The sequence below is a fragment of the Hwangdonia seohaensis genome, assembly GCF_031932625.1.
GTDB classification, from domain to species: Bacteria; Bacteroidota; Bacteroidia; order Flavobacteriales; family Flavobacteriaceae; genus Hwangdonia; species Hwangdonia seohaensis.
In genome coordinates this window covers 123759-147868 of the sequence record NZ_JAVSCK010000001.1, presented here as the reverse complement: position 1 = coordinate 147868, position 24110 = coordinate 123759, and the positions used below count along the sequence as shown (strand labels likewise).

19 protein-coding genes and 1 riboswitch are annotated in these 24110 nt (G+C 37.0%); of the genes, 14 read left to right on the top strand and 5 right to left on the bottom strand.

Going from position 1 to position 24110, the window contains the following annotated elements; translation table 11 throughout:
* The first annotated feature begins 4 nt into the window (after positions 1-4).
* The 8 genes from RNZ47_RS00630 (at position 5) to RNZ47_RS00595 (ending at position 6920) form a co-directional block, all read left to right on the top strand.
* On the top strand, positions 5-1468 hold the full coding sequence (locus RNZ47_RS00630; RefSeq protein ID WP_311935088.1) for an arginine decarboxylase: 1464 nt from the start codon (positions 5-7) through the stop codon (positions 1466-1468).
* Between the two features lie 4 nt (positions 1469-1472).
* Positions 1473-2411 carry an agmatinase gene (gene speB / locus RNZ47_RS00625; RefSeq protein ID WP_311935086.1) on the top strand — a complete coding sequence of 313 codons (939 nt, stop codon included), beginning with the start codon at positions 1473-1475 and terminating at the stop codon, positions 2409-2411.
* Positions 2401-3375, top strand: coding sequence for a deoxyhypusine synthase family protein (locus RNZ47_RS00620; RefSeq protein ID WP_311935084.1), 975 nt, complete (start codon positions 2401-2403; stop codon positions 3373-3375). The genes speB and RNZ47_RS00620 overlap by 11 nt, the downstream gene beginning before the upstream one ends.
* Positions 3375-4901, top strand: coding sequence for a bifunctional GNAT family N-acetyltransferase/carbon-nitrogen hydrolase family protein (locus RNZ47_RS00615; RefSeq protein WP_311935083.1), 1527 nt, complete (start codon positions 3375-3377; stop codon positions 4899-4901). Before RNZ47_RS00620 ends, RNZ47_RS00615 begins: the two co-directional genes overlap by 1 nt.
* A gap of 33 nt (positions 4902-4934) precedes the next feature.
* On the top strand, positions 4935-5258 hold the full coding sequence (locus RNZ47_RS00610; protein ID WP_311935082.1) for a hypothetical protein: 324 nt from the start codon (positions 4935-4937) through the stop codon (positions 5256-5258).
* A 66-nt stretch (positions 5259-5324) separates the two neighbouring features.
* The gene (locus tag RNZ47_RS00605) at positions 5325-5738 is read left to right on the top strand and encodes a VOC family protein (RefSeq protein WP_311935080.1); all 414 of its coding nucleotides are present in this window, start codon (positions 5325-5327) and stop codon (positions 5736-5738) included.
* A 261-nt stretch (positions 5739-5999) separates the two neighbouring features.
* Positions 6000-6380 (top strand): hypothetical protein, encoded by a 381-nt coding sequence (locus tag RNZ47_RS00600; protein WP_311935078.1) that lies wholly within the window; start codon positions 6000-6002, stop codon positions 6378-6380.
* Between the two features lie 195 nt (positions 6381-6575).
* Positions 6576-6920 carry a hypothetical protein gene (locus RNZ47_RS00595; RefSeq protein WP_311935075.1) on the top strand — a complete coding sequence of 115 codons (345 nt, stop codon included), beginning with the start codon at positions 6576-6578 and terminating at the stop codon, positions 6918-6920.
* Between the two features lie 25 nt (positions 6921-6945).
* On the opposite strand, the gene RNZ47_RS00590 is transcribed toward RNZ47_RS00595, so the two are convergent.
* Positions 6946-8322 carry an MptA/MptB family glycosyltransferase gene (locus tag RNZ47_RS00590; RefSeq protein ID WP_311935073.1) on the bottom strand — a complete coding sequence of 459 codons (1377 nt, stop codon included), beginning with the start codon at positions 8320-8322 and terminating at the stop codon, positions 6946-6948.
* A gap of 111 nt (positions 8323-8433) precedes the next feature.
* Between RNZ47_RS00590 and RNZ47_RS00585 the strand changes: the two genes are divergently transcribed.
* The gene (locus tag RNZ47_RS00585; RefSeq protein WP_311935072.1) at positions 8434-9420 is read left to right on the top strand and encodes a hypothetical protein; all 987 of its coding nucleotides are present in this window, start codon (positions 8434-8436) and stop codon (positions 9418-9420) included.
* 127 nt (positions 9421-9547) lie between these two features.
* Positions 9548-10975 (top strand): sulfatase, encoded by a 1428-nt coding sequence (locus RNZ47_RS00580; RefSeq protein WP_311935070.1) that lies wholly within the window; start codon positions 9548-9550, stop codon positions 10973-10975.
* A 195-nt stretch (positions 10976-11170) separates the two neighbouring features.
* Here RNZ47_RS00580 and leuB read toward each other — a convergent pair whose 3' ends face one another.
* Positions 11171-12283, bottom strand: a complete 1113-nt coding sequence (leuB, locus tag RNZ47_RS00575; protein ID WP_311935069.1) for a 3-isopropylmalate dehydrogenase — start codon at positions 12281-12283, stop codon at positions 11171-11173.
* 10 nt (positions 12284-12293) lie between these two features.
* Entirely contained in the window at positions 12294-13469 is a 1176-nt protein-coding gene (locus tag RNZ47_RS00570; RefSeq protein WP_311935067.1) for a 2-isopropylmalate synthase, read from the bottom strand.
* Positions 13470-13617: 148 nt separating this feature from the next.
* On the opposite strand from RNZ47_RS00570, the gene RNZ47_RS00565 reads away from it, so the two are divergent.
* The 4 genes from RNZ47_RS00565 (at position 13618) to RNZ47_RS00550 (ending at position 21623) form a co-directional block, all read left to right on the top strand.
* Entirely contained in the window at positions 13618-15171 is a 1554-nt protein-coding gene (locus RNZ47_RS00565; RefSeq protein WP_311935065.1) for a hypothetical protein, read from the top strand.
* An 85-nt stretch (positions 15172-15256) separates the two neighbouring features.
* Positions 15257-15380: riboswitch (SAM riboswitch) on the top strand.
* A 119-nt stretch (positions 15381-15499) separates the two neighbouring features.
* Entirely contained in the window at positions 15500-16774 is a 1275-nt protein-coding gene (locus RNZ47_RS00560; protein ID WP_311935063.1) for an O-acetylhomoserine aminocarboxypropyltransferase/cysteine synthase family protein, read from the top strand.
* Between the two features lie 64 nt (positions 16775-16838).
* Positions 16839-20240, top strand: coding sequence for a bifunctional aspartate kinase/homoserine dehydrogenase I (thrA, locus tag RNZ47_RS00555; protein WP_311935061.1), 3402 nt, complete (start codon positions 16839-16841; stop codon positions 20238-20240).
* Positions 20241-20456: 216 nt separating this feature from the next.
* Complete coding sequence (locus RNZ47_RS00550) at positions 20457-21623, top strand: trans-sulfuration enzyme family protein (protein ID WP_311935059.1); 1167 nt, start codon at positions 20457-20459, stop codon at positions 21621-21623.
* Positions 21624-21627: 4 nt separating this feature from the next.
* On the opposite strand, the gene RNZ47_RS00545 is transcribed toward RNZ47_RS00550, so the two are convergent.
* On the bottom strand, positions 21628-22833 hold the full coding sequence (locus tag RNZ47_RS00545) for a DUF2264 domain-containing protein (protein ID WP_311935057.1): 1206 nt from the start codon (positions 22831-22833) through the stop codon (positions 21628-21630).
* Positions 22833-24029, bottom strand: a complete 1197-nt coding sequence (locus RNZ47_RS00540) for a glycoside hydrolase family 88 protein (RefSeq protein ID WP_311935055.1) — start codon at positions 24027-24029, stop codon at positions 22833-22835. The genes RNZ47_RS00545 and RNZ47_RS00540 overlap by 1 nt, the downstream gene beginning before the upstream one ends.
* Positions 24030-24110 lie beyond the last annotated feature (81 nt).

The window sequence follows — 24110 nt, the reverse complement described above, 5'->3', positions numbered from 1 at the left end:
AAAAATGAATACTAAATATATTGATTTAATCAATCAAACTTTTGATTTTCCACAAGAAGAATTTACACTAGAAAACAATAAATTAAACTTCCATGATATTAATCTCATGGAATTGGTCGAGCAATACGGTGCACCCTTAAAATTTACCTATTCGCCACAAATATCCAACAATATTCAACGTGCCAAAAAATGGTTTTCAGATGCCATTGAAAAGCACGATTATAAAGGTAATTACAACTATTGCTATTGTACTAAAAGCTCACATTTTAAACATGTGTTAAACGAGGCTTTAAAAAATGATATTCATATTGAAACCTCTTCGGCTTTCGATATTGATATTGTTGAAAACCTTAAAGAAGAAGGCAAAATAACCAATGAAACCTTTATTATTAGTAATGGGTTTAAGCGTGCGCAATACATAACCAATATTGCAAGGTTAATTAACAGCGGACATAAAAATTGCATCCCGATTATTGATAATTACGAAGAAATCAATTTGCTTTCGCAAGAGATAAACGGGAAGTTTAATGTGGGTATCCGTATCGCTTCGGAGGAAGAACCAAAGTTCGAGTTCTACACCTCACGTTTGGGCATTGGCTATAAAAACATTGTGCCTTTTTACAAAAATCAAATTCAGAACAATAAGAAAGTAGAACTTAAAATGCTTCACTTTTTTATTAATACCGGCATTCGCGATAACGCGTATTATTGGAACGAGCTTTTAAAATGTTTAAAGGTTTATACGAGTTTGAAAAAGATTTGCCCAAGTTTGGATAGCTTGAATATTGGCGGTGGGTTTCCTATAAAAAACTCGTTGGCATTCGAATTTGATTACGAGTATTTGGTAGACGAAATCGTTAATCAAATTAAGCTAACCTGTGAAGAAGAAGGCGTAGATGTGCCCAATATTTTTACGGAATTTGGTAGCTTTACCGTGGGTGAAAGTGGCGGAGCGATTTACGAAATACTGTACCAAAAACAACAAAACGATCGTGAAAAATGGAATATGATCAACTCATCGTTCATCACAACGCTTCCTGATACTTGGGCTATTAATAAACGCTTTATTATGTTGCCAATAAACCGTTGGGAGCAAAGTTACGAGCGTGTTTTGTTGGGTGGCTTAACCTGCGATAGCGACGATTATTACAACAGTGAGCAGCACATGAATGCTATTTATTTACCAAAATACAACAAGGAAAAACCCTTGTACATTGGCTTTTTCAATACAGGGGCCTATCAAGAAACCATAGGCGGATTTGGTGGTTTACAGCATTGTTTAATCCCTTCCCCAAAGCATATTTTAATTAACAAAGATGCCGAAGGAAATATAACCACAGAACTATTTTCCGAACAACAAAAAAGTGAAGACTTACTTAAAATTTTGGGTTACGATAAAAAACCTGATACAAACACAACACAAACAATAAAAAATACAGAAGCTGATTTACCATTAGCAGTTAAATAAAACAATGAAAACAAAAACTTACGCTGGAATTCCAGAAGAATTCGCAAAATTAGAAAGCGCAAAAATTGTATTAATCCCTGTGCCTTATGATGGCACAAGTACATGGCAAAAAGGCGCAGACAAAGGGCCCGAGGCTTTTTTAAATGCTTCGGAAAACATGGAGCTTTACGACATTGAAACCGATACCGAAGTGTACAAACAAGGTGTGCACTTGGTTGAGCCTGTAACTGAAAACAGTTCGCCGGAAACTATGGTAGAAGTTGTGCATCAAACGGTGAAAAAGTATATTAAAAAGAACAAGTTTGTAACTATTTTTGGTGGCGAGCACTCCATTTCAATTGGTACCATTCGTGCGTTCAATGAGATGTATCCCAGCTTAACTGTACTCCATATTGATGCGCATGCCGATTTACGCAAATCGTACGACGGCTCTAAATGCAATCATGCTTGTGCCGTTTACGAAGCGAGCCAAAGCACCAACCTCATTCAAGTTGGTATTCGTTCTATGGATGCCATTGAAAAAACAGTGATGGACGAAGATAAAACCTATTTTGCGCACGACATGGCTGTTGATGATTCGTGGATGGATTCTGCAATCGATCAAATGACAGATAACGTTTTCATTACTTTCGATTTAGATGCTTTCGACCCTTCAATACTACCAAGTACGGGAACGCCCGAACCCGGTGGATTGTTGTGGTACGAAACCTTAGAATTTTTAAAGCAAGTTTTCGAAGAAAAAAATGTGGTAGGCTTTGATATAGTTGAACTATGCCCGAATGAAAAAGATAAATCCTCTGATTTCTTAGCAGCAAAATTATACTATAAAATGCTGAGCTATAAGTTTAAAAATGATGAAGCTGAGGATGAGTACGACAATGCATTTGATAGTGACCAAGTAAACAAAAACAATTCAAAATACAACGATAACGATGACTACTAAAGGACCAATTTCTCAATTTATTGAAACCCATTATTTACATTTTAATGCGGCAGCTTTAGTTGATGCAGCAAAAGGCTACGAGGCCCAATTAGATTCTGGCGCCAAAATGCTGGTGTCGTTGGCAGGCGCTATGAGCACCGCAGAGCTTGGTAAAAGTTTTGCAGAAATGATTCGTCAGGATAAAGTGCAAATCATTTCTTGTACAGGCGCAAATCTTGAGGAAGACATCATGAATTTAGTAGCGCACTCGCATTACAAACGCGTGCCTAACTATCGCGATTTAACGCCTCAAGACGAATGGGATTTGCTGGAAAAAGGATTAAATCGGGTAACCGATACATGTATTCCAGAACACGAAGCATTCCGTCGTTTGCAAAAACACATCCATAAAATATGGAAGGATGCCGAAGCCAAAGGCGAACGCTATTTGCCACATGAGTACATGTACAAAATGTTGCTGTCTGGGGTTTTAGAGCAATACTACGAGATTGATGTAAAAGATTCGTGGATGTACGCTGCTGCGGAAAAAAACCTACCAATTGTATGCCCGGGATGGGAAGATAGTACCATGGGGAATATTTTTGCAAGCTACGTACTTAAAGGCGAATTAAAAGCCAGCACCATGAAATCCGGTATTGAATACATGACCTTTTTAGCCGATTGGTACACCGAAAATTCAAAGAATGGCATTGGTTTCTTTCAAATAGGTGGCGGGATTGCAGGCGATTTTCCAATCTGTGTTGTGCCCATGTTATATCAAGATATGGAGCGCCCTGAAACACCGTTCTGGAGTTATTTTTGTCAGATTAGCGATTCAACAACAAGTTATGGTTCGTACTCCGGTGCTGTCCCAAATGAGAAAATCACTTGGGGAAAATTGGATATCGATACGCCTAAATTCATTATTGAAAGCGATGCCACTATAGTTGCGCCATTAATTTTTGCTTATCTTTTAGGACAATAATGGAAACAAATAAAATTGATAATATTGAACTAAAGTACCTTACTGTTGATGATTTTCAAGAGCTAAAGGAAGCTACATTGGAATCTTACGGAGGCATACTTAATTCGTATTGGAAAAGACATCATATTGAAGACTTAACCTCACTGTTTCCCGAAGGTCAGGTCGTTATTAAAATAGATGGCGATATTGCGGGTTGTGCCTTGTCGCTTATTGTAGATTATAACAGTATTGATAACGAGCATACTTATGAGGATATTATCGGCGGAAAATCATTTAAAAACCACGATCCAAATGGCGATGTATTGTATGGAATAGATGTGTTTATAAAGCCACAATATAGAGGTTTACGCTTGGGGCGACGGTTGTACGATTACAGAAAGGAAGTTTGCGAAAACCTGAATTTAAAAGGTATTGTTTTTGGTGGTAGAATGCCTAATTATTACAAACACAAACAGCTTACACCCAAACAATACATTGAAAAAGTTAAGCGTAAGGAAATTCACGACCCCGTTTTAAACTTTCAGATTTCGAACGATTTCCATCCCGTTCGTATTTTAAAAGGCTATTTGGAGGGCGACACCGCATCCAACGAATATGCCGTTTTAATGGAGTGGGACAATATCTACTATACCAAGCCAAATAAAAAGGCGAGTACCGTTAAAACCATTGTTAGGTTAGGGCTTATTCAATGGCAAATGCGACCGTACAAAGGTCTGGACGATTTAATGCAACAGGTTGAGTATTTTATTGATAGCGTTGCTGCCTATAAATCGGATTTTGCCGTGTTTCCGGAGTTTTTCAATGCGCCTTTAATGGCGGAGTTCAATCATATGAAAGAATCGGATGCTATCAGGGAACTGGCAGGATTCACCGAAACGATAATCGATAAATTAAAGCAACTGTCTATTTCGTATAACATCAATATTATTTCTGGCAGCATGCCCGAAGTTGTAGACGATAAATTATATAATGTTGGCTATTTATGCCGAAGAGACGGCAGTACGGAGCGCTACGAAAAAATACATGTAACACCAGACGAAGCTAAGGTTTGGGGCATGCAAAAAGGAAATAAACTGAAAACATTTCAAACAGATGCCGGTAAAATAGGCATATTGATTTGTTACGATTCCGAGTTTCCGGAGTTATCGCGTTTGTTGGCCGATGAAGGTATGGAAATTCTGTTTGTTCCGTTTTTAACCGATACCCAAAATGGCTATTCCCGTGTGCGCTTATGTTCTCAAGCGCGTGCCATTGAAAACGAATGTTATGTGGCCATTTCAGGAAGCGTTGGTAATTTGCCCAACGTAAATAATATGGACATTCAATATGCGCAATCTGCTGTATTTACGCCTTGCGATTTTTCGTTTCCCAGCAGCGGAATTAAAGCTGAAGCCACTACAAATACAGAAATGATTTTGGTCGCCGATGTCGATTTAAGCTTATTGAAAGAACTGCATTCTTTTGGAGCTGTAAAAAATTTAAAAGATAGAAGAAAAGATTTTTACGACGTTATTAGAATTAAATAATCTAGTATCTTTATTTTTATAAAAACACATGATATGAAAAATAGAAATGATAATTTAAAACGGGTAATCGTCGATTTTAAAAAGCTAACACCAGAAATTTTAGCTTTATTGGTTGAAAAGTATCCCGATGGTTACGACGACGACCAAATAGTAACTTTTAGAAATGCTCAAAACGAATTGATTGAAGCGGTTGAGGTAATCACTGCAGATACCAAATATTTAGTAAAAGTAAGCGCTAAATTAGAGGTAACCATGGAGAATTACGACGAAGACGATTACGAAGACTTTGATGATAATGATCCGGAAGCGGTGCAAGACCCAGATTTGGTTGATGAAGATTCTGAGGATTTCGATTAAAAGCCTAATAAACCTATCGTTATATTTTGTAAATTACTCTAAAATAACTAGTTAAAATATAAGCTTATGGAAACGTCATTTCACATGTCATTACCATGTTTAAGTGTAAAAGAAACCAGAAACTTTTACATCAATACCATTGGTGGTTCTTTAGGAAGAATGACAGAAAACTGGGTAGATATTAATTTATTTGGTCATCAACTTACATTTATTAAAGCTGAAAAATTTAACTTCAATAATCCAAATTATGTGTTCGAAGGTAAAATTTTACCGTCTTTTCATTTTGGGGTTATTATAGATGTTGCGTCTTGGGGAAAAATTTATGCGAAATTAAATGAACAAAACTTGGAAGTAGTTACACAAACTACATTTTTAAAAGATAAAATAGGAGAGCATCTATCGTTTTTTATCAAAGATCCTAACGATTATATGTTGGAGTTTAAAAGCTTTAAAAACGCCAAACAAATGTTTGAATCCTAGATGCCATTGTTAACTTATCAGATAACAAAAAGTATTAACACAATTCAAGTAAGCAGTAAAACCGGTACGGATTGTTCATTTAATTTTTTGCTGAAAATGTAGATAAATTTATTTTGAGATTTAATCTGAACCCAAAAATAAAACGTATATAACATATTGACTACTAGTAGTTTTAAGGGTTAAAATTATTATAAGCAATTCGGACTTGTGGTAGGGTGTTTTCCGATAAATTTTTCAATTTAATCTTAAATCTTTACAACAATGAAAACAAATGTTTTATTAAAGTTAATAGGATTTTCACTATCCGTTTTTACGCTTGCAAGCTTTACCGTTTCTCCAAACTCAAATGATAATTCAGCTACATTAACCATTCAAGACGAAATGGTTGTAAATGCGGTTTATGATGGACACGAAGAATACGGCTATAATTTTATAGCAAAAAACAAAGACGGCGAAGAGTACACCATAACCTTTCAAGAGATAAAAGAAGAATTGTTAAGTGAATTCGACCTAAAATCTGAAATATTAATAGGTAAAAGTTTTAGCATCACCTATCAAACGAGAATAGAAGCCACTATAGACGATGATGGTTTTGAAGACGAAGAGGAAATCAATACCATAATCAATCTTAAAAAACTATAATATCTTAATAAAACATGTTGTTTATCGATGTTTATCTAAACAAGGTGTTAATATTTACGCACTTGTAAACCACCAGGTTTATAAGTGCGTATATGCTAGTAAGATTAAATAACATCTTGAGCAAGAGTTATAATTATTAATTTTGGGGCTTAGCCTCTATACCAAATCTATTATAAACATTTAAAACTTTTAATTATGAAAAATTATCTTTTAGTGCTAGTAAGCATTTTTACATTAAGTTTTACCACAGTCATTAATGCACAAGACGAAATAGCTGCAACAGCTGTTTTTAACGGGTTTAATGGTGAAATTTATTCGTTTACTACAATTGCCAAAGAAAATGGAAAAGCCAAAACCATAGAATTTAGCGATGTAAGCGCTGAGATTTTAGAGCAATTTGATTTAAAGTCTGATTCCATAAAAGGAGAACACTTTTTTATTGCCTATGTGGTTGAAACAGAAGCAACTACTAACGAGGATGGTGAAGAAGAAGATGTTGAGTTTTATGTTTTAAAAACAATTAAAGAAGCAGCTTATTAATATAAGTTATCAACTAAAAGGAGGCTTAAAAAAGCCTCCTTTTTTTATTTATAAATACTTCCCAAATAAAAACACCGTAAACTATGGTGTACTCTAAAGCGATAATCCACAAGTTTTCAGATTTATCGGCTTTGTCAACATTTAGATAGGCTAAATAACTGAGAATAATTACAAAACTCCACACCAACGGGAATTTATATTTGGTAAAAACCGAAAGTATCAACAGCGTTGCAATGTACCACGGATGCACCGTTGTGGCCGTAAAATAATAAAACGACAGCACCAATAACATCGCAGTTATCAATTGAATTGTGTTTTTATTCCTTCTAAAAAAAGTGATGGTTAAAACAAAAACTATAACTATAATCGGCGTTATTTTCCCAATAACAGCTATTTCGTTATAACCCCTAAACGTGTACCCAATGGCTCTGGAGATGTAATACAAACTCGCATTAAACTCAAAATTATTAAACCAAAGGGCAACTGTTTTTGCGTAGTTAATTATAAATTCCGAACTGTAAAAAGGAAGGAATAAAACGACTATTGTAATACATACAATGGCATAAAATGAAATTAACTTTGTCACGCTTAGCACAGTCGAAGCGTCTCGTTTTGTAAACCATTGCCAAAATAAAGGCGGAAATATTAAAGGAATCAATTTAACTGAAACCGATAGGCCCAAAACAACGGCTGCCCATTGCCATTTGCCCACGTGCAATAAATATAAACTCCAAATTAAAAAGAAAATCATAACCCCTTCAAAATGAAGATTGCCCGTTAATTCGATAATAATAAACGGATTGAGGATATACCAAAATATATGATAAGTAGGCAAATTTAATTTTTCGAGTAATTTTTTTCCAAAAAACAATGTTCCAAAATCGGCAGCAATTATCAATAGGCGCATTACAATGACCGAACCTAAAATGTTTTTTCCCGAAAAAATCCCAGCAATAGCAAAACAGAGTTGGTTAATGGGCGGATAATTGGTAAAGTGACCCGCGTTTAAAACACCCATGCCATTGTATAATTCTTGGGCTTGTGCCACCGGAAACTCGTTGTTGCCAATAAAAGATTCAACCGTAAATAAATACGGATTAAAACCTTCCAATAGCATTCTGCCGTCCCAAATAAAACGATAAAAATCCTGAGATAAATTGGGAATAGCAAAAATAAAAACGGCTCTAAAACCAAATGCTAACCATGTTAAAAACTTAATATGTGCCTTTAAAAGCTGTACCAATTTGTAAAACAAAAAGAAGAGCGCCACGTAAAGCATCACTAGTTTTATGTAATCGGTACGAACCAAATCGTAAGCAAAAGCCGTATATAATAACAGACTTGAAAACGCAAGAAGTATTGGTGTTTTGTAAAGTTTAAAAAAAGCGGTATTAAAAAACATAGAGTAAATATAGACTATTTGTTTGTCTGTATTAAATCAATTAAACGGCTATTTCAGTTTAAAATATATGAAAACAAAAACGTTATGAACTAAATATAACCTACTTATATTATGAAAACTTCAACTTTTTATTGGGCAGCCTTTTATATGGCTCTAACTTTTCTTTATTCGTGTTCAAATTCTAATGATACCATTGATGATACCAAACCAACAGGTAATATAAGCGACATTGAAAACATTCAAATGTTTCCTTCAAACCATCCTTTAAATAAAGATATTTCAAATAGTCCGGTTGATGTAAATTCAGATTTAATAATCAATAATATTGGAGTCAATAAAGGCATTTATCCGGATTTTGGAAGTGGCGAATACCAGGGTTCACCCATCGGAATTCCCTATGTTAGCGTTAACGGAAACCAGCCCAAAGTGCCAATCACATTTAGAGGTAATAGCTACGATGGGAATTATGGCGATGAGAGCGACCAAGGGCCTTTTCCCATACCACTAAACGCACCCATTGAAGGCAATGGTGTGGGCGATAGCCATGTCATTTCTGTTGATGTGGAGAACGGCATGCTATACGAGTTGTACAACGCCACCCAAGCTGGCAGCGGTTTTGAAGCTTCTTCTGCAGCCGTTTTTAATTTGAATACCGTAACATTTAGACCCGACGGATGGACCTCTGCCGATGCAGCTGGTTTACCTATTCTTCCTTTGTTGGTGCGGTATCCAGAGATTGAAAAGGGCGAAATAGACCATCCCATTCGTTTTACAATAAACCGCAGTAAAATTTACGAAGGTTATGTGCATCCCGCAAGGCACCTTGTTTCTGGGAATACGGGCGATGAGTTATTGCTTTTCGGTGGAAGATTACGTTTAAAAGCAGATTACGATATCAGCGGTTTTTCAGAGACCAATAAAATTATCCTTACCGCCATGAAAAAATACGGATTGATGCTTGCCGATGTGGGCTCGGACATGTTTATAACCGGCGCACCACATGAAAAATGGGACAATGATGATTTAAAGGAATTGTTAAAAGTTACATTGGATAACTTTGAGGTTATTGAGCTTGGAACGATTACTTTAGATGATTAAATGGCTTAAGTTCAACATTGGATTTTAAATTGAATATATTGGATCAATTGACTTGATTTTATGAAAGGGTTTGGTTAAATTCGTTCAAATCGAATAGAATCTCAATGTTAATAGTTAAAACTTCGTTATGAAAAACAGAAAATCAATCCTGATTATTTGTTTCGTTTCATTCATTCTTTTTCTTGTCAGTTGTGAAAACCCACAGCCCAAAAAACAACCTAACATACTTCTAATTTGTATTGACGATTTAAGACCGGAATTAAAAAGCTTTGGTGCAGATTACATAATTTCTCCTAATATCGATAAACTGGCAGCGCAAGGTGTTTCTTTTCAAAGGCATTATGTTAATGCCCCAAGTTGTGGGCCATCGCGTTTTACCTTATTAACCGGTTTGTACGGCCCGCCAAACAACAATGCTCTTTTTTTAAGAGCGAAACAAATAGCTGAAGGAAAAACAACTAATCCAAGTATGCCCGAGTGGTTTAAAAAACATGGGTATACAACGGTTTCGGTTGGTAAAGTATCGCATCACCCGGGAGGAAGAGGCGGTGTTAATTGGAATGACAGCTCTATTATTGAGATGCCAAATGCTTGGGATAAACATTTCATGCCCGTTGCAAAGTGGCAGCATCCACGAGGGGCCATGCATGGATTGGCAGATGGCGAAATTCGAGAAAAACCCAGTGAAATGGATGTTTTTCAATCTGCTGAAGGCGATGACAATAGTTACCCTGATGGAGCCATTGCCAATGCTACTTTAAAGGAATTAAAAACCTTGGCATTAGATAATAAAAAGCCGTTTTTTCTAGCCGTTGGTTTTATTAAACCACATTTGCCTTTTGGTGCCCCCAAGAATTATTATGATAAATATGAAAATGTTGATTTTCCTAAAATAAAACATCCTGAAAAACCTGAAGGACGCACCACGTGGCATGATTCAAACGAATTTAAGCAGTATTATAGATGGGGAAAAGACCCCAATGATGATGCAGATTTTGCAAACGAAATCCGTCGCCATTACGCTGCTTGCATTACTTACGCCGATGCTCAAGTTGGAAAGGTGCTCGATGCATTAAAGCAGTCCGGAGCTGATAAAAACACCATAGTTGTGCTTTGGGGCGACCATGGCTGGCATTTAGGCGAACAAGCCATTTGGGGAAAACACAGTTTGTTTGATGAGTCGCTACATGCACCATTAATTATTCACGACCCAAGAGTGAAACAAGCAGGTTTTAAAACCAACGCTATGGTTGAAACTTTGGATGTTTTTCCAACTTTATGCGATTTAGCAGCCATTGAAACACCTGGATTTACTCAAGGTGTTTCGTTAAAAAATATTATAAATAAACAAGATGCTATTGGGCATTATGCTTTGGCTTATAAAGTGGGTGCTACAACTTTAAGAACCGACACGCTTCGTTTAGTATTACACCATGATGGTTTTGTAGAATTGTATGATTATAGAATTGCTGAAAATGAAACTAAAAATGTAGCCGAGGCGTACCCTGAATTGGTAGATAAGTTAAAAATGGAACTTAAAGCTAAATTGGAGTAATGCTTTGCGTTAGGGATTGAAGTGGAAATCCTTTTTGTAAGGCACGAGCAAAAAGATTGTAATGTAAAGCCCGACCCCGCTTCGAGAGCCTCAGCGAACAAGTGTGGTAACGCCCAAATAAAACTAAAAAAGCGCACTGTAAAAATGCGCTTTTAATAATCCCAAAAATTTTATAATGACGACTAACTCAAATAATTAAATAATTGTGGATTGACCTAAATGTATGTTTTTAAAGTTTAAATTGGTTTCTTCTGGGTTGTTTATAAAATCCTCAATAAAATCGCCCACTTTTGTGGTGCTTATGTTATCGTATTTCATATTCAAATCGGGGGTTGTAATATGAAGTTTTAACGATTTGTGAACCGCTTTCCGAACCAAGGCGGCTTCTTTGTCCAAACCAAAATGGTCGAGCAACATGGCCGCAGATAAAATGGAAGCTATGGGATTTGCCACCCCTTTATTGGCAAATTTGCCGTAAGCTCCGTGAATGGGTTCGAACATGGCATGTTTTTCGTTTATTGAAGCCGAGGCCAGTAAACCAATGGTGCCAACGATTACGCTGGCTTCTTCGGATAAAATATCGCCGAACATGTTTTCGGTTAAAATCACATCAAATTGCCTTGGGTTTATAATGAGTTCCATGGCAGCATTATCGATGTACAGGAAATTTAATTTAACATCGGGATATTGGGTTGCCATTTCCTGAACCACTTTACGCCATAAGCGAGAGGTTGCCAATGCATTGGCTTTATCGACCAAAGTGAGTTTGCCTTTTCTGGTTTGTGCCGCTTTAAAGGCCATGTGCGCAATGCGCTCGATTTCAAAACGCGAGTATTCGCAAATATCTGAAGCCGAATCGTTGGTTAGTTTTTTTTCGCCAAAATAAAGGCCACCCGTAAGCTCGCGATATATTAAAATATTGGTATCGCGTATTTGCTTAATTTTTAAGGAGGATTTATTCAGCAAATCTTCGTAGGCAATAACGGGTCTGATATTGGCATATAAATCGAGCGATTTTCTGAGTCCTAAAAGTCCGTGTTCCGGCCTTACTTCGGCATCCGGATCCATATCGTATTTGGCACTACCAATGGCACCAAATAAAATAGCATCTGCTTTTTTGCAAATGCTAACGGTTTCTTCTGGCAGGGCACTGCCGGTTTTCTCAATTGCCGCAGCGCCAACAAGAGCCTTGTTAAATGTGAATATATGGCCAAATTCCATAGCGATAGCCTTTAAAACCTTAACGGCTTGTGCTGTTACTTCTGGTCCTATACCATCGCCCGGTAAAACGGCAATATTTAATTTCATCTAATTTGTTTTAAGCTGAAATAATTTCTCTGTAAACTTTACTTTTTTCAATAATTTGATGAATATCGTTGTCATCAACCTCCTTCTTTTTGTCGGCAAAATCCAAAAAGCTAGTATAAATTTCGTCTAATTGAAGCTTCGTTAATTCGTAGCCAATATTTTTTGCGCGATATGCCAAGGCCGCTCTTCCGCTACGTGCAGTTAACACAATGGCCGATTCGGTTACACCAACATCCTTTGGGTCTATGATTTCGTAGGTTTCACGGTTTTTAATCACACCGTCTTGATGAATCCCCGAGCTATGAGCAAAGGCATTGGCACCAACAATTGCTTTGTTGGGTTGCGTATAAATACCCATACTATCAGACACCAGCTGGCTGATGCCGTAAAGCATTTCGGTTTGGATTCTTGTATCTAAATTTAAATAAGGGTGCTGTTTTAAAATCATAACAACCTCTTCTAAAGCGGTGTTTCCTGCGCGCTCTCCAATACCGTTAATGGTACATTCTATTTGGCGTGCGCCGTTAATAACACCTTCAATGGAATTGGCTGTAGCCAACCCTAAATCGTTATGGCAATGGCACGACAAAATTGCTCTATCGATACCTTTTACATTTTCTTTTAGGTACTTAATTTTTGCACCGTATTCGTGAGGTAAACAGTACCCCGTGGTATCTGGGATATTTAAAACCGTTGCGCCGGCTTTTATTACAGCTTCGCAAACACGGGCCAGATATTCGTTATCGGTTCTACCGGCATCTTCGGCATAAAACTCAACATCTTCAACGAAAGTTTTTGCATAACTAACGGCTTTTACGGCACGTTCGATAATATCTTCTTGAGTCGATTTAAATTTGTGTTTTATATGAGAATCCGAGGTGCCAATACCCGTATGAATTCGTGGTGTTTTCGCGTATTTTAAGGCCTCGGCAGCTACTTTTATATCGTTTTCAACAGATCGCGTCAGTCCACAAACTGTAGCGTGTTTTACAATTTTAGATATTTCTTCAACCGATTTAAAATCGCCTGGACTCGATACCGGAAAACCGGCTTCAATAATATCAACACCTAAATTATCAAGCTGTTCGGCTATAATTAATTTCTGCTCTGTATTTAATTTACAACCAGGGACCTGCTCGCCATCGCGAAGCGTTGTATCAAAAATTTGGACGTTATTATCAGACATTTAGTATAATATATTTTCGTATTGTTATACGAATGTATATTTTGGTTTCTTAAATGGAGAATTCAACCTGTGTTTTTTACGATGTTTAACTTGATTTTATGATTGTTAAAACATTGATAATAAGCTAATTAAGTGTGTTTTGGTAACTATGACAAAAGAGCAAAAAGATAATTTGTTTGTACTGGTAAAGTCGCTGTCTAAATCTGAAAAAAGACAGTTTAAACTTTATGTGGGAAGATTAGGGGTGAATGAGGATTCAAAATTTTTGATGCTATTTAATATTCTAGATAAGCTTTCGGTTTACGATGAAGCCGTTATTTTAAAGAAAGGCATCGTTAAAAAACAGCAGTTGTCAAACTTAAAAGCGCATTTGTATAAACAAATTCTTATTAGCCTAAGGTTGAATCCGTCGCATCAAAATATTAGAATCCAAATCCGTGAACAACTCGATTTTGCAACTATTTTATACCACAAAGGACTTTATAAACAAAGTCTGAAAATTTTAGATAAAGCCAAAACCTTGGCCATAAATAACGAAGAAAAAAATATTGCTTATGAAATTGTTGAACTCGAAAAAATAATTGAATCGCAATACATTACACGAAGCTTAAGCAATAGGGCAGACGAGCTAACGGTGCAAGCCAAGGCGCTTAGTTTGCAAAATGTTTTGGCCAGTAAATTGTCTAATTTATCATTGCAGTTATACGGGTTGTTTTTAAAAACGGGCTATATAAAAAATGATGCCGAACACAAGCGCATAACCAAATATTTTAACGACAGACTGCCAAAATACGACATCAATAAATTAGGATTTAGAGAAAAATTATGGCTCTATAAAGCGTATTTGTGGTACAGTTTCTTAACCTTGGATTTTTTGGCCTGTTATAAATATGCCTCGAAATGGGTGCAACTTTTTTATGAAAATAAAAATATGATCGTACTCAATCCGGTCTTTTTTTTAAGAGGAAATCATTACTTGTTGGAAGCTTTATTTTATTTGAGGCATTATGAAAAATTTAAAACAACCTTACTTAAGTTAGAGGAAATCACTAAGGAAAAATGGTTTCCATTGGATGATAATAACGAGAGTTTAGCCTTTCTGTACATTTATAACAACAGGTTTAATTTGCATTTTATTGAAGGCAGTTTTACAGAAGGCTTGCCTTTAATCGACGAGGTTTTAGAGCAGTTGAAAAAGTACAAAAATCGCATAGACGAGCACCACGTTATGGTGTTTTATTATAAAATAGCGAGCATGTATTTTGGTGCCGGCGAAAACAAAAAATGCATCCAGTTTTTAGAGAAAATCATCAGTAATAAATCGTTGCAAATGCGTGAGGATTTACTCTGTTTTTCAAGGATTTTAAATTTGGTAGCCCACTACGAAGCCGGAATGGATTACAATTTAGATGTGTTGATAAGAAGCACCTATAAGTTTTTAATTAAGATGGAAGATTTATACGAAGTGCAAAAAGAATTCATCAAGTTTTTAAGAGGTTTGGGCGATATTTATCCGCAAGATGTGAAAGCCGAATTTATTAAGCTGCACAAAAAATTGAAGCAGTTTGAAGACGACCCCTATCAAAGTAGGGCATTTTTATATTTGGATATCATTTCGTGGCTGGAATCGAAAATTGAAAACAAACCGGTTGGTTTGATAATCAGTAATAAATTTGAAGCTCAAATTTTAAAAAATCAATAATTTTCAAAAAAAAAGAGCAAAAAATTTGGTTTATAACTTTTTCTAACTGAATATTTGTGTTCACAAAGTTCAATAACTTATTGAAATGTTATCAAGAAAGGCGGAGGGATTAGACCCGATGAAGCCTTAGCAACCCTTTATATTTAAAGAAGGTGCTAAATTCTACCCCTGTTCTGAACGCGTTTCAGGATCTTAAGGATAGATAACCAAAAAATTACGTCCAGTAATTTTAATAATTTCTTTTTAACATTTTTCTATTAAGTATACCATTTATGGTGCATTTTGACTTTTGATTTAATCAATTTATTAACTCAAAAAAACTAGAAAAATGAGTACTCAAAAATTAGCAACAAACGCCTTACATGCCGGACACGATGTAACTACAAATGCAGGAACCAGAGCGGTGCCCATTTATCAAACCACATCGTATGTTTTTAATAGTTCAGACCATGCGGCAAATCTGTTTTCGTTAAAAGAATTAGGGTTTATTTACACCCGTTTAAACAACCCTACAAATCAAATATTGCAAGAGCGTTTAGCGGCTGTTGAAGGTGGCGTTGGTGCCGTAGTGTTTGCATCGGGAGCGTCGGCCATTTCAACAGGTTTGTTAACCTTGTTAAAAGCTGGCGACCATATTGTAGCCTCTAATAGTTTATACGGCGGTACCTATAATTTGTTAAATGTAACACTGCCTCGATTGGGTATTACCACAACTTTTGTAGACCCTTCAAACCCTGAAAATTTTGCAAATGCAGTTAAAGAAAACACCAGAGCCTTTTTTGCGGAATCTTTAGGAAACCCGAAATTGGATGTGTTGGATTTAGAAGCTATTTCGGTACACTCAAAAGCAGCTGGCGTACCTTTTATTGTAGATAACACAGTGGCAACACCGGTATTGTTAAACCCGTTAAAACACGGTGCGGATATTGTAATTCACTCATTAACAAAATATATTGGCGGCCAAGGAACCTCAATCGGGGGTGCCATTATTGATGGCGGAACCTTTAATTGGGCAAACGGAAAATTTCCTGAATTTACAGAGCCTTCTGCTGGTTACCACGGCTTAAAATATTACGAAACTTTGGGTGCAGCATCTTATGTTTTTAAATTAATTTTAGAAGGTTTAAGGGATTTTGGTGGCGCTTTAAGTCCTACAAATGCCTTTAACATCATTCAAGGTTTAGAAACTTTGCCGGTTCGAATTAAACAACACAGCGAAAATGCGCTAGAATTGGCAAAATGGTTAGAGGCACAAGACGAAGTGGCATGGGTAAATTACCCAGGATTAGCCTCTAGTAAATATAAAAAACTGGCCGATAAATATTTACCAAAAGGCCAAAGCAGTATTGTAACCTTTGGGCATAAAGGTGGTTTTGATGCCGCTAAAAAAATAGCCGATAATACCAAGTTATTTTCCATTGTCGCTAATATTGGCGATACCAAATCACTAATTATTCACCCTGCAAGCACAACGCATCAACAATTGGATGAGGCTGAACAAGCATCAGCAGGTGTATCGGCAGATTTAATTAGGTTGTCGGTTGGTATTGAGGATATCGACGATTTAAAAAATGATTTAAAAGCGGCCTTTAAAACCATTTAATTAAAACAAATTCAGACTGTCAAGTTTCAAAAACCTGACAGTCTTGATAAGGAAAACACAAGTATTGAAACATCCATTACAACATATCACCATTAAAAATTTTATTACTGAAAGCAAGGCGATAAACCCTGAAATAAAGTTAAGTTATCAAGTATTCGGTAAGCCTTTAGGTTCGGCACCGGTGGTTTTGGTTAATCATGCTTTAACTGGAAACAGTAATGTGGCAGGACCTGATGGCTGGTGGGTAGATTTAATTGGCGATGATAAAGTTATCGACACCAAACTTTATACTATTTTGGCCTTTAATATTCCAGGTAACGGTTTTGATGGATTTGTTATTGAAAACTACAAGGATTTTGTAGCCAGGGATATTGCTAACTTATTTTTATTGGGACTGGAAACCTTAAAAGTTGATAAGTTATTTGCCGTAATTGGTGGTTCTTTAGGTGGTGGCATTGCATGGGAAATGGCGGCCATAAAACCAGACGTAACACAGCATTTAATTCCCGTGGCAACCGACTGGAAATCTACCGATTGGTTAATCGCTAATTGCCAAATTCAGGAGCAGTTTTTGTTAAATTCTAAAAACCCGGTACACGATGCCCGAATGCATGCCATGTTGTGTTATCGCACACCGGAGTCTTTTAAAGAACGGTTTCAACGCTCAAAAAATGACGATTTAGAGATTTTTAACGTGGAAAGTTGGTTGCTGCATCACGGTAATAAATTGCAGGAACGCTTTCAGCTTTCAGCTTATAAATTAATGAATCAGCTGCTAAAAACCATCGATGTTACAAAAAACAGAAAAAACGATTTTAATGTTTTAGAAAATATTAAGGGCAATATTCATATTATCGGCGTCGATTCCGATTTGTTTTTTACCGCTGAAGAAAACAGGCAAACCCATAAGCAGTTGGCGGTTACAAACCCCAATGTTACCTACAGCGAAATTAACTCGGTACATGGGCACGATGCGTTTTTAATAGAATACGAGCAGTTGGAAAAAATAATAGAAGGCATTTTTGTGCCAAATTCTAAAAAGAAAAAAATGAAAGTATTAAAGTTTGGAGGAAAATCTTTAGCAAACGGAGACGGGTTACAAAAGGTGCTTTCCATTATTGAAAATAAAGTAAATGATGGCGAGAAAATAGCCGTTGTGGTTTCGGCAAGAGGCAATGCCACGGATGATTTGGAAGCTATTTTAAATAAAACCTCGAAAGGTGAAGATTATAAGGAATTGTTACAAACCTTTAAAGCGTACCAAAAAGAGCCTTTAAAAACCATTGATTTTTCTGAAGAATTTTCAATCCTCGACAAGTTATTTGAAGGTGTAGGTTTATTGCGCGATTACAGCCAAAAAACCAAAGACGAGATTTTGGCCCAGGGTGAATTGTTATCGGCAAAACTGGTGTCGGCTTTATTAATTGAAAGAGGTATTAAAGCCAATGCAACAGACTCCAGAACACTGATAAAAACCGATGAAAATTTCGGGAATGCCCAACCCATTTCGCAGCAAACAAAAGATAATGTTCGAAATTATTTTAAGCAAAATAATGGAGAAACCGTAAATATTATAACGGGTTTTATTGCTTCAAATTCAAAAGGCGAAACCACAACGTTGGGTAGAAACGGCAGTAATTATTCGGCCGCATTATTGGCCAATCATTTAGATGCCGAAGAACTTCAAAACTACACACACGTTAACGGAATTTACACGGCAAATCCGGATTTGGTGGCCGATGCCCAAAAAATCAGGGAGCTATCTTTTAGCGAAGCTAACGAATTGGCCAATTTCGGGACCACCGTTTTACACGCCAAAACCATCATTCCGTTAGTCGAAAAAAACATCAGTCTTCGTATTTTAAACACCTTTAATCCGGATGACGAAGGCACACTAATTTCAGCGAAACCAAGCTCTAAGGAAGTAACCTCGCTATCGGTTTTAGATAACGTAGCGTTGTTGAATTTAGAAGGCCGCGGATTATTGGGGAAAATTGGTGTCGATGCCAGAATTTTTAGAGCCTTGAGCGATCACGGTATAAGTGTGAGCATTATTTCCCAAGGTTCATCCGAACGCGGTATCGGGTTAATTATCGATGCTGAAAAGGCCACCCAAGCCGTTATTGCTTTGGAGCGCGAATTCGAAAACGATTTTTACTCGCAAGACGTTAATAAAATTGAAGTGATTGACGATGTGTCGGTTATTTCCATTATTGGTATTGAGTTGAGTTCGTTCCACAAGCCGTTCAATGCCTTAATAAAAAACCAAATCACACCCTTACTGTTCAACAATACGGTTACCGGCAGAAACGTGAGTTTGGTAGTTAAAAAAGAGCAATTGCACAAAGCGGTTAATGTGATTCATGGTGAGGTTTTTGGGATTTCAAAAAAGATAAACATTGCCATTTTTGGACACGGCGGTGTTGGCGGTGCATTGATAAATCAGATTTTAAAATCGAAAGATGAGATTGAAAAGCGAAAAGGCATCAGCCTAAATGTGTTTGCCATTGCCAATTCCCGAAAACTGCTATTGAATAAAAATGGGGTTGATGCAAACTGGCAAGATGATTTAAAATCGACGTTACAAGAAAGCGCGATTGAACCTATAATAGCATTCGCAAAATCGCATCATTTAGAGAATTTAATTGCGGTTGACAATACGGCAAGTTCAGATTTTTATCAAAATTATATCCCGTTGGTTGAAGCCGGTTTCGATTTGGTATCGTCAAACAAAATAGCCAATACCATTTCGCACGATTTTTATACCAATTTAAGAGTTCAATTAAAAGAGCACAATAAAGAATATCTGTACGAAACCACTGTTGGTGCTGGTTTACCTTTAATTGATACTATTAAATTACTGCACGAATCTGGGGAGAATATTACCAGAATTAGAGGTGTGTTTTCGGGGACTTTAAGTTATCTGTTCAATAATTTTTCGGTGGAAGACAAGCCGTTTAGCGAAATTATTCAAGAAACCATCGACAAAGGATTTACCGAACCCGACCCGAGAGAGGATTTTTCAGGAAATGATGTTGCAAGAAAATTGTTGATTTTGGCCAGAGAGCTGGATTTGCAAAATGAATTTGAAGATGTTGAGGTGTTAAATCTTATACCCGAGGCGTATCAGCATATTTCGGTTGAAGAATTTTTATCGCAATTACATGTGTTGGATGAGCAATACCAAAAGATAAAAGAGGAACAAAAAGCAGGACATGTTTTAAGATATGTTGGTGATTTATCGGGCGATTTGTCGCAAGACAAAGGGAACCTTGAAGTAAAATTGGTATCCATTCCAGAAGATAGTACATTGGGGCACGTAAAAGGAAGTGATGCTATTTTTGAGATTTTCACGGAAAGTTACGGCGAGCAACCAATTGTAATCCAAGGTGCCGGAGCGGGTGCTGAGGTAACGGCACGAGGTGTTTTTGGAGACATTTTAAGGTTATCGAAACATATAAATTAAACCGTAACAGTTTCCCTCCTTGGAGGGGTTAGGGATGGGTTTTTAAAACTTAAACATGCAAACGCACTAAAATTAAGGATTAACAAAAACCGCCACAGATAGGTGCATTAGGGATTGTAGTGGAAAGCCCACAGCCCGACGAAGGAGGTGCGAGGACTTGCAACGGAAAGCCCGACCCAAAGGGGAATGCTAAAATAAAAATTTAAAAAAATAAAAGTGAGCAAAAAACAATTTGAAACCGAGGCTATTCGTACGCAAATAAACCGCACGGAGTTTTTGGAGCATTCGAGTCCGTTATACCTAACTTCGAGCTTTGTGTTTGAAGATGCTGAAGACATGCGCGCCTCGTTTAGCGAAGAAAAGGAGCGCAATATTTACAGCCGTTTTACAAACCCAAACACCTCGGAGTTTGTCGATAAAATTTGTAAAATGGAAGGTGCTGAAAGCGGTTATGCCTTTGCCACGGGAATGGCGGCGGTGTTTTCAACCTTTGCCGCCTTGTTAAATAGTGGCGACCATATTGTTTCGGCGCGCTCTATTTTTGGTTCAACCCATACGCTTTTTACCAAGTTTTTACCAAAATGGAACATTGAAACCAGTTATTTTAATATCAACAAACCGGAGACCATTGAAAGCTTAATTACACCGAATACCAAAATTTTATTTGCCGAATCGCCCACCAATCCCGCGGTGGATATAATCGATTTGGAGTTGTTGGGCGATATTGCGAAAAAGCACAATTTAATTTTAATAATCGATAATTGTTTTGCTACACCGTACTTGCAACAACCTATTAAATTTGGTGCGCATTTGGTTATTCATTCCGCAACCAAATTAATCGATGGTCAAGGTCGTGTTTTGGGCGGTGTAACCGTTGGCGACGCCGATTTAATGCGAGAGATTTATTTGTTTTCCCGAAATACGGGGCCCGCTTTATCGCCATTTAATGCGTGGACACTGTCTAAAAGTTTGGAAACCCTAGCGGTAAGAGTCGATAAACATTGCGAAAATGCTTTAAACGTTGCTGAGTTTTTAGAAGCACACGAAAAAGTGAATTGGGTAAAATATCCGTTTTTAAAATCGCATCCGCAGTACGAAGTTGCTAAAAAACAAATGAAACTTGGCGGTAATATCGTTGCTTTTGAAGTTAAAGGAGGTATTGAAGCCGGTCGTAAATTTTTGAATGCCATTAAAATGTGCTCGCTTTCGGCCAATTTAGGCGATACCCGAACCATTGTAACCCATCCGGCGAGCACCACACATAGTAAACTTTCTGAAGCCGATAGGTTGGAGGCTAGTATTACCGATGGTTTGGTTCGTGTTTCGGTGGGTTTAGAGCATGCCGATGATATTATTGCGGATTTGGAGCAGGCTTTAAATTAAACAGTTAATTTTTATAGGCATCTCTTTTTACGGAAACATCTCCGCTCCAGACCTTTACCATAGTCCAAGGCTCTGGTTTTGAAGTCCAAAACGAATGATTTTCAGGCAAGCCTAAACTTAAAAAACCCAAGGCCGTTAAGTATAAACTTCCGGTGCAGATGTAAGGCTCAGCCATTTTGGGTTGGTGTCCCGCAATCCCGATTTGCAACCAGCCTTGTTTGTTAAATGTGCCTTCGGGTTGATGCAGTCTCAAAAGCACTTTTGTTAATGCAGATCTAACTTGGCCTTCAGAGAGTTCTTTGGGCAATTCCTCCATAAGCGCTAATTGGGATAGAACCTGAAAAGTTCCAAATCTATAAATGGAAGATCTCCCAACAACGGGATAGGTTCCTTCCGGAGATATTTGGCGTTCTAAAATCTCAGCATAGCGTTGGGCGCGTTCCAAAATTTTCCCTTTTAAATGTTTTAATGGATGATTGGTTTCTTGTAAAACCTTCACAATATCTATCAGCATAGGGTGAATAACAAAGGAGTTGTAATAATCCCAGTGGTAGTATTTTCCATCGGCATACAAACCGTCTCCAACATACCATTCCATGTGCTTGTTTAGGGCATATTCAATACGTAAAAAATCAGCTTCTTCTTCAAATTTCACAAAAAAAGCTTCCACGGTTGCAGCAAATAAAAGCCAATTGTTATAAGGCACATTATTTATGGTTCTTGCCTTTTTAAAAGCATTGACAACCATTTTTTTGGTTTCGTTTGGCAAGGGTTCCCACAGTTGATTCGGTGCCCTTAAAAATGCCTGTGCCAAAAATGCGGCATCAACAAGCGGTTGGCTACCTTGGTTAAAATTCAGGTAGTCTTTGGCGTTTGGATTTACTGCGTTGCTTATGGCTTTATGTGCAAGTTTTATATATTCTTTACGTAATTTTCCTTCTGTACTTTGGCTCGCTCCTAACTCTAACCAAGGTGCTATTCCTGCCATTAAACGCCCAAAAGCCTCTAAACCGGCAAAAGGGCTTCTATCGCCATATTCAAAACTACTTTGCTCAATAGGCATGGTTTCCTTTAACGCATCATTTGCTAAGGCTGTTAAAACGGGTTTGGCCATTTTTGTGAGTTCGTCAACCCAAATGGTTCGGTCATTTTGAGCAAATAAATTCAAAGGGATAATGCATATAAGACAAAGGATGGTTAATTGTTTCATTATTGGTTTATGTTTTTATGTCTGTACAACGCTTCTAAAAAATAATAATCGGCATAATTTAATGGGACATCAATTTCCACACCGTGCGGGATACTTCCAACCGAGTGTTTCAGCAAAAAATTAGCGTTAGTTGCTTTATCTGCAAAATAGTTTGGGCTGCTTAAGCTTAGCATGATTTTATCTGCAAAATTCTCATATTTTTCACCTTCAACACCCATAAAAGAACTCAATTCATATAAAGCAGAAGCTGTAATTGCCGCTGCCGAGGCATCTCTGGGTGTTTCGTTGGTTGCGGACGCATTATAATCCCAATACGGAATTTTATCGTTGGGTAAATTGGGATGGTTTTTAATATAGTCGGCAATTTTTATGGCTTGCTTTAAGTAATTAGGTTTTTTTGTTTCCCTGTAGCACACAGTAAAACCGTATAGACCCCAAGCTTGTCCTCTTGCCCAGGCAGAATCATCAGCAAGTCCTTGATGCGTATTTCTATTTAATATGTCGCCAGTTTCAACATCGTAATTCAGTACGTGATAAGAGCTGTTATCGGGTCTAAAATGATTTTCTAATGTTTTATCGGCATGAGAAACCGCAATATCGTAATATGTTGAGTCACCACTTATTTTTGTGGCATGGAAAAGCAATTCAAGATTCATCATGTTATCAATAATTACAGGGCAATTCCATTTTTTACTGGCATTCCAAGATTGAATAATTCCGGCTTTTGGGTGAAAACGGGTTGCCAATGATTTGGCGGTTTGCACGATAACACTATCAAACGCTTTTGAGACTGTTTTTTTCAAGGCGTTTCCGTATGAACACTCTATAATAAAACCCACATCATGATTCCCGCCCCAATATTGTATCGAATCCAGTTTTTTGGTGTATTCTAAAGCTGGTTTTTCCCATTTTGAATCAGCAGTTAAAAAGTTTAAATACCAAAGCGATCCAGCATAAAACCCGCTGGTCCAATCATAAATACCAACTAAAGTGGGTTGACCTTTATCGTTTATGGTTCTTGGAATAAATTTTTTATTGTTTATTTCAGGATATATGGTTTGGTGCATCTTAGCATACTGCTTTGCACTTTTTTGAACGATGTCGTCGTAAGGTAGGGTTTCACTATGGTTTTCTTTACACGCTTGATTTAAAATGACAATGAATAATAAGGAGGAAAATTTAATTAGTGTTTTCATGTATTTCAAGCTAGGTAGTTTAAGTAAAAATAGTAATTTAGAACAAATTAACTCAAAACAAATTCCTTTATATATGTTTCA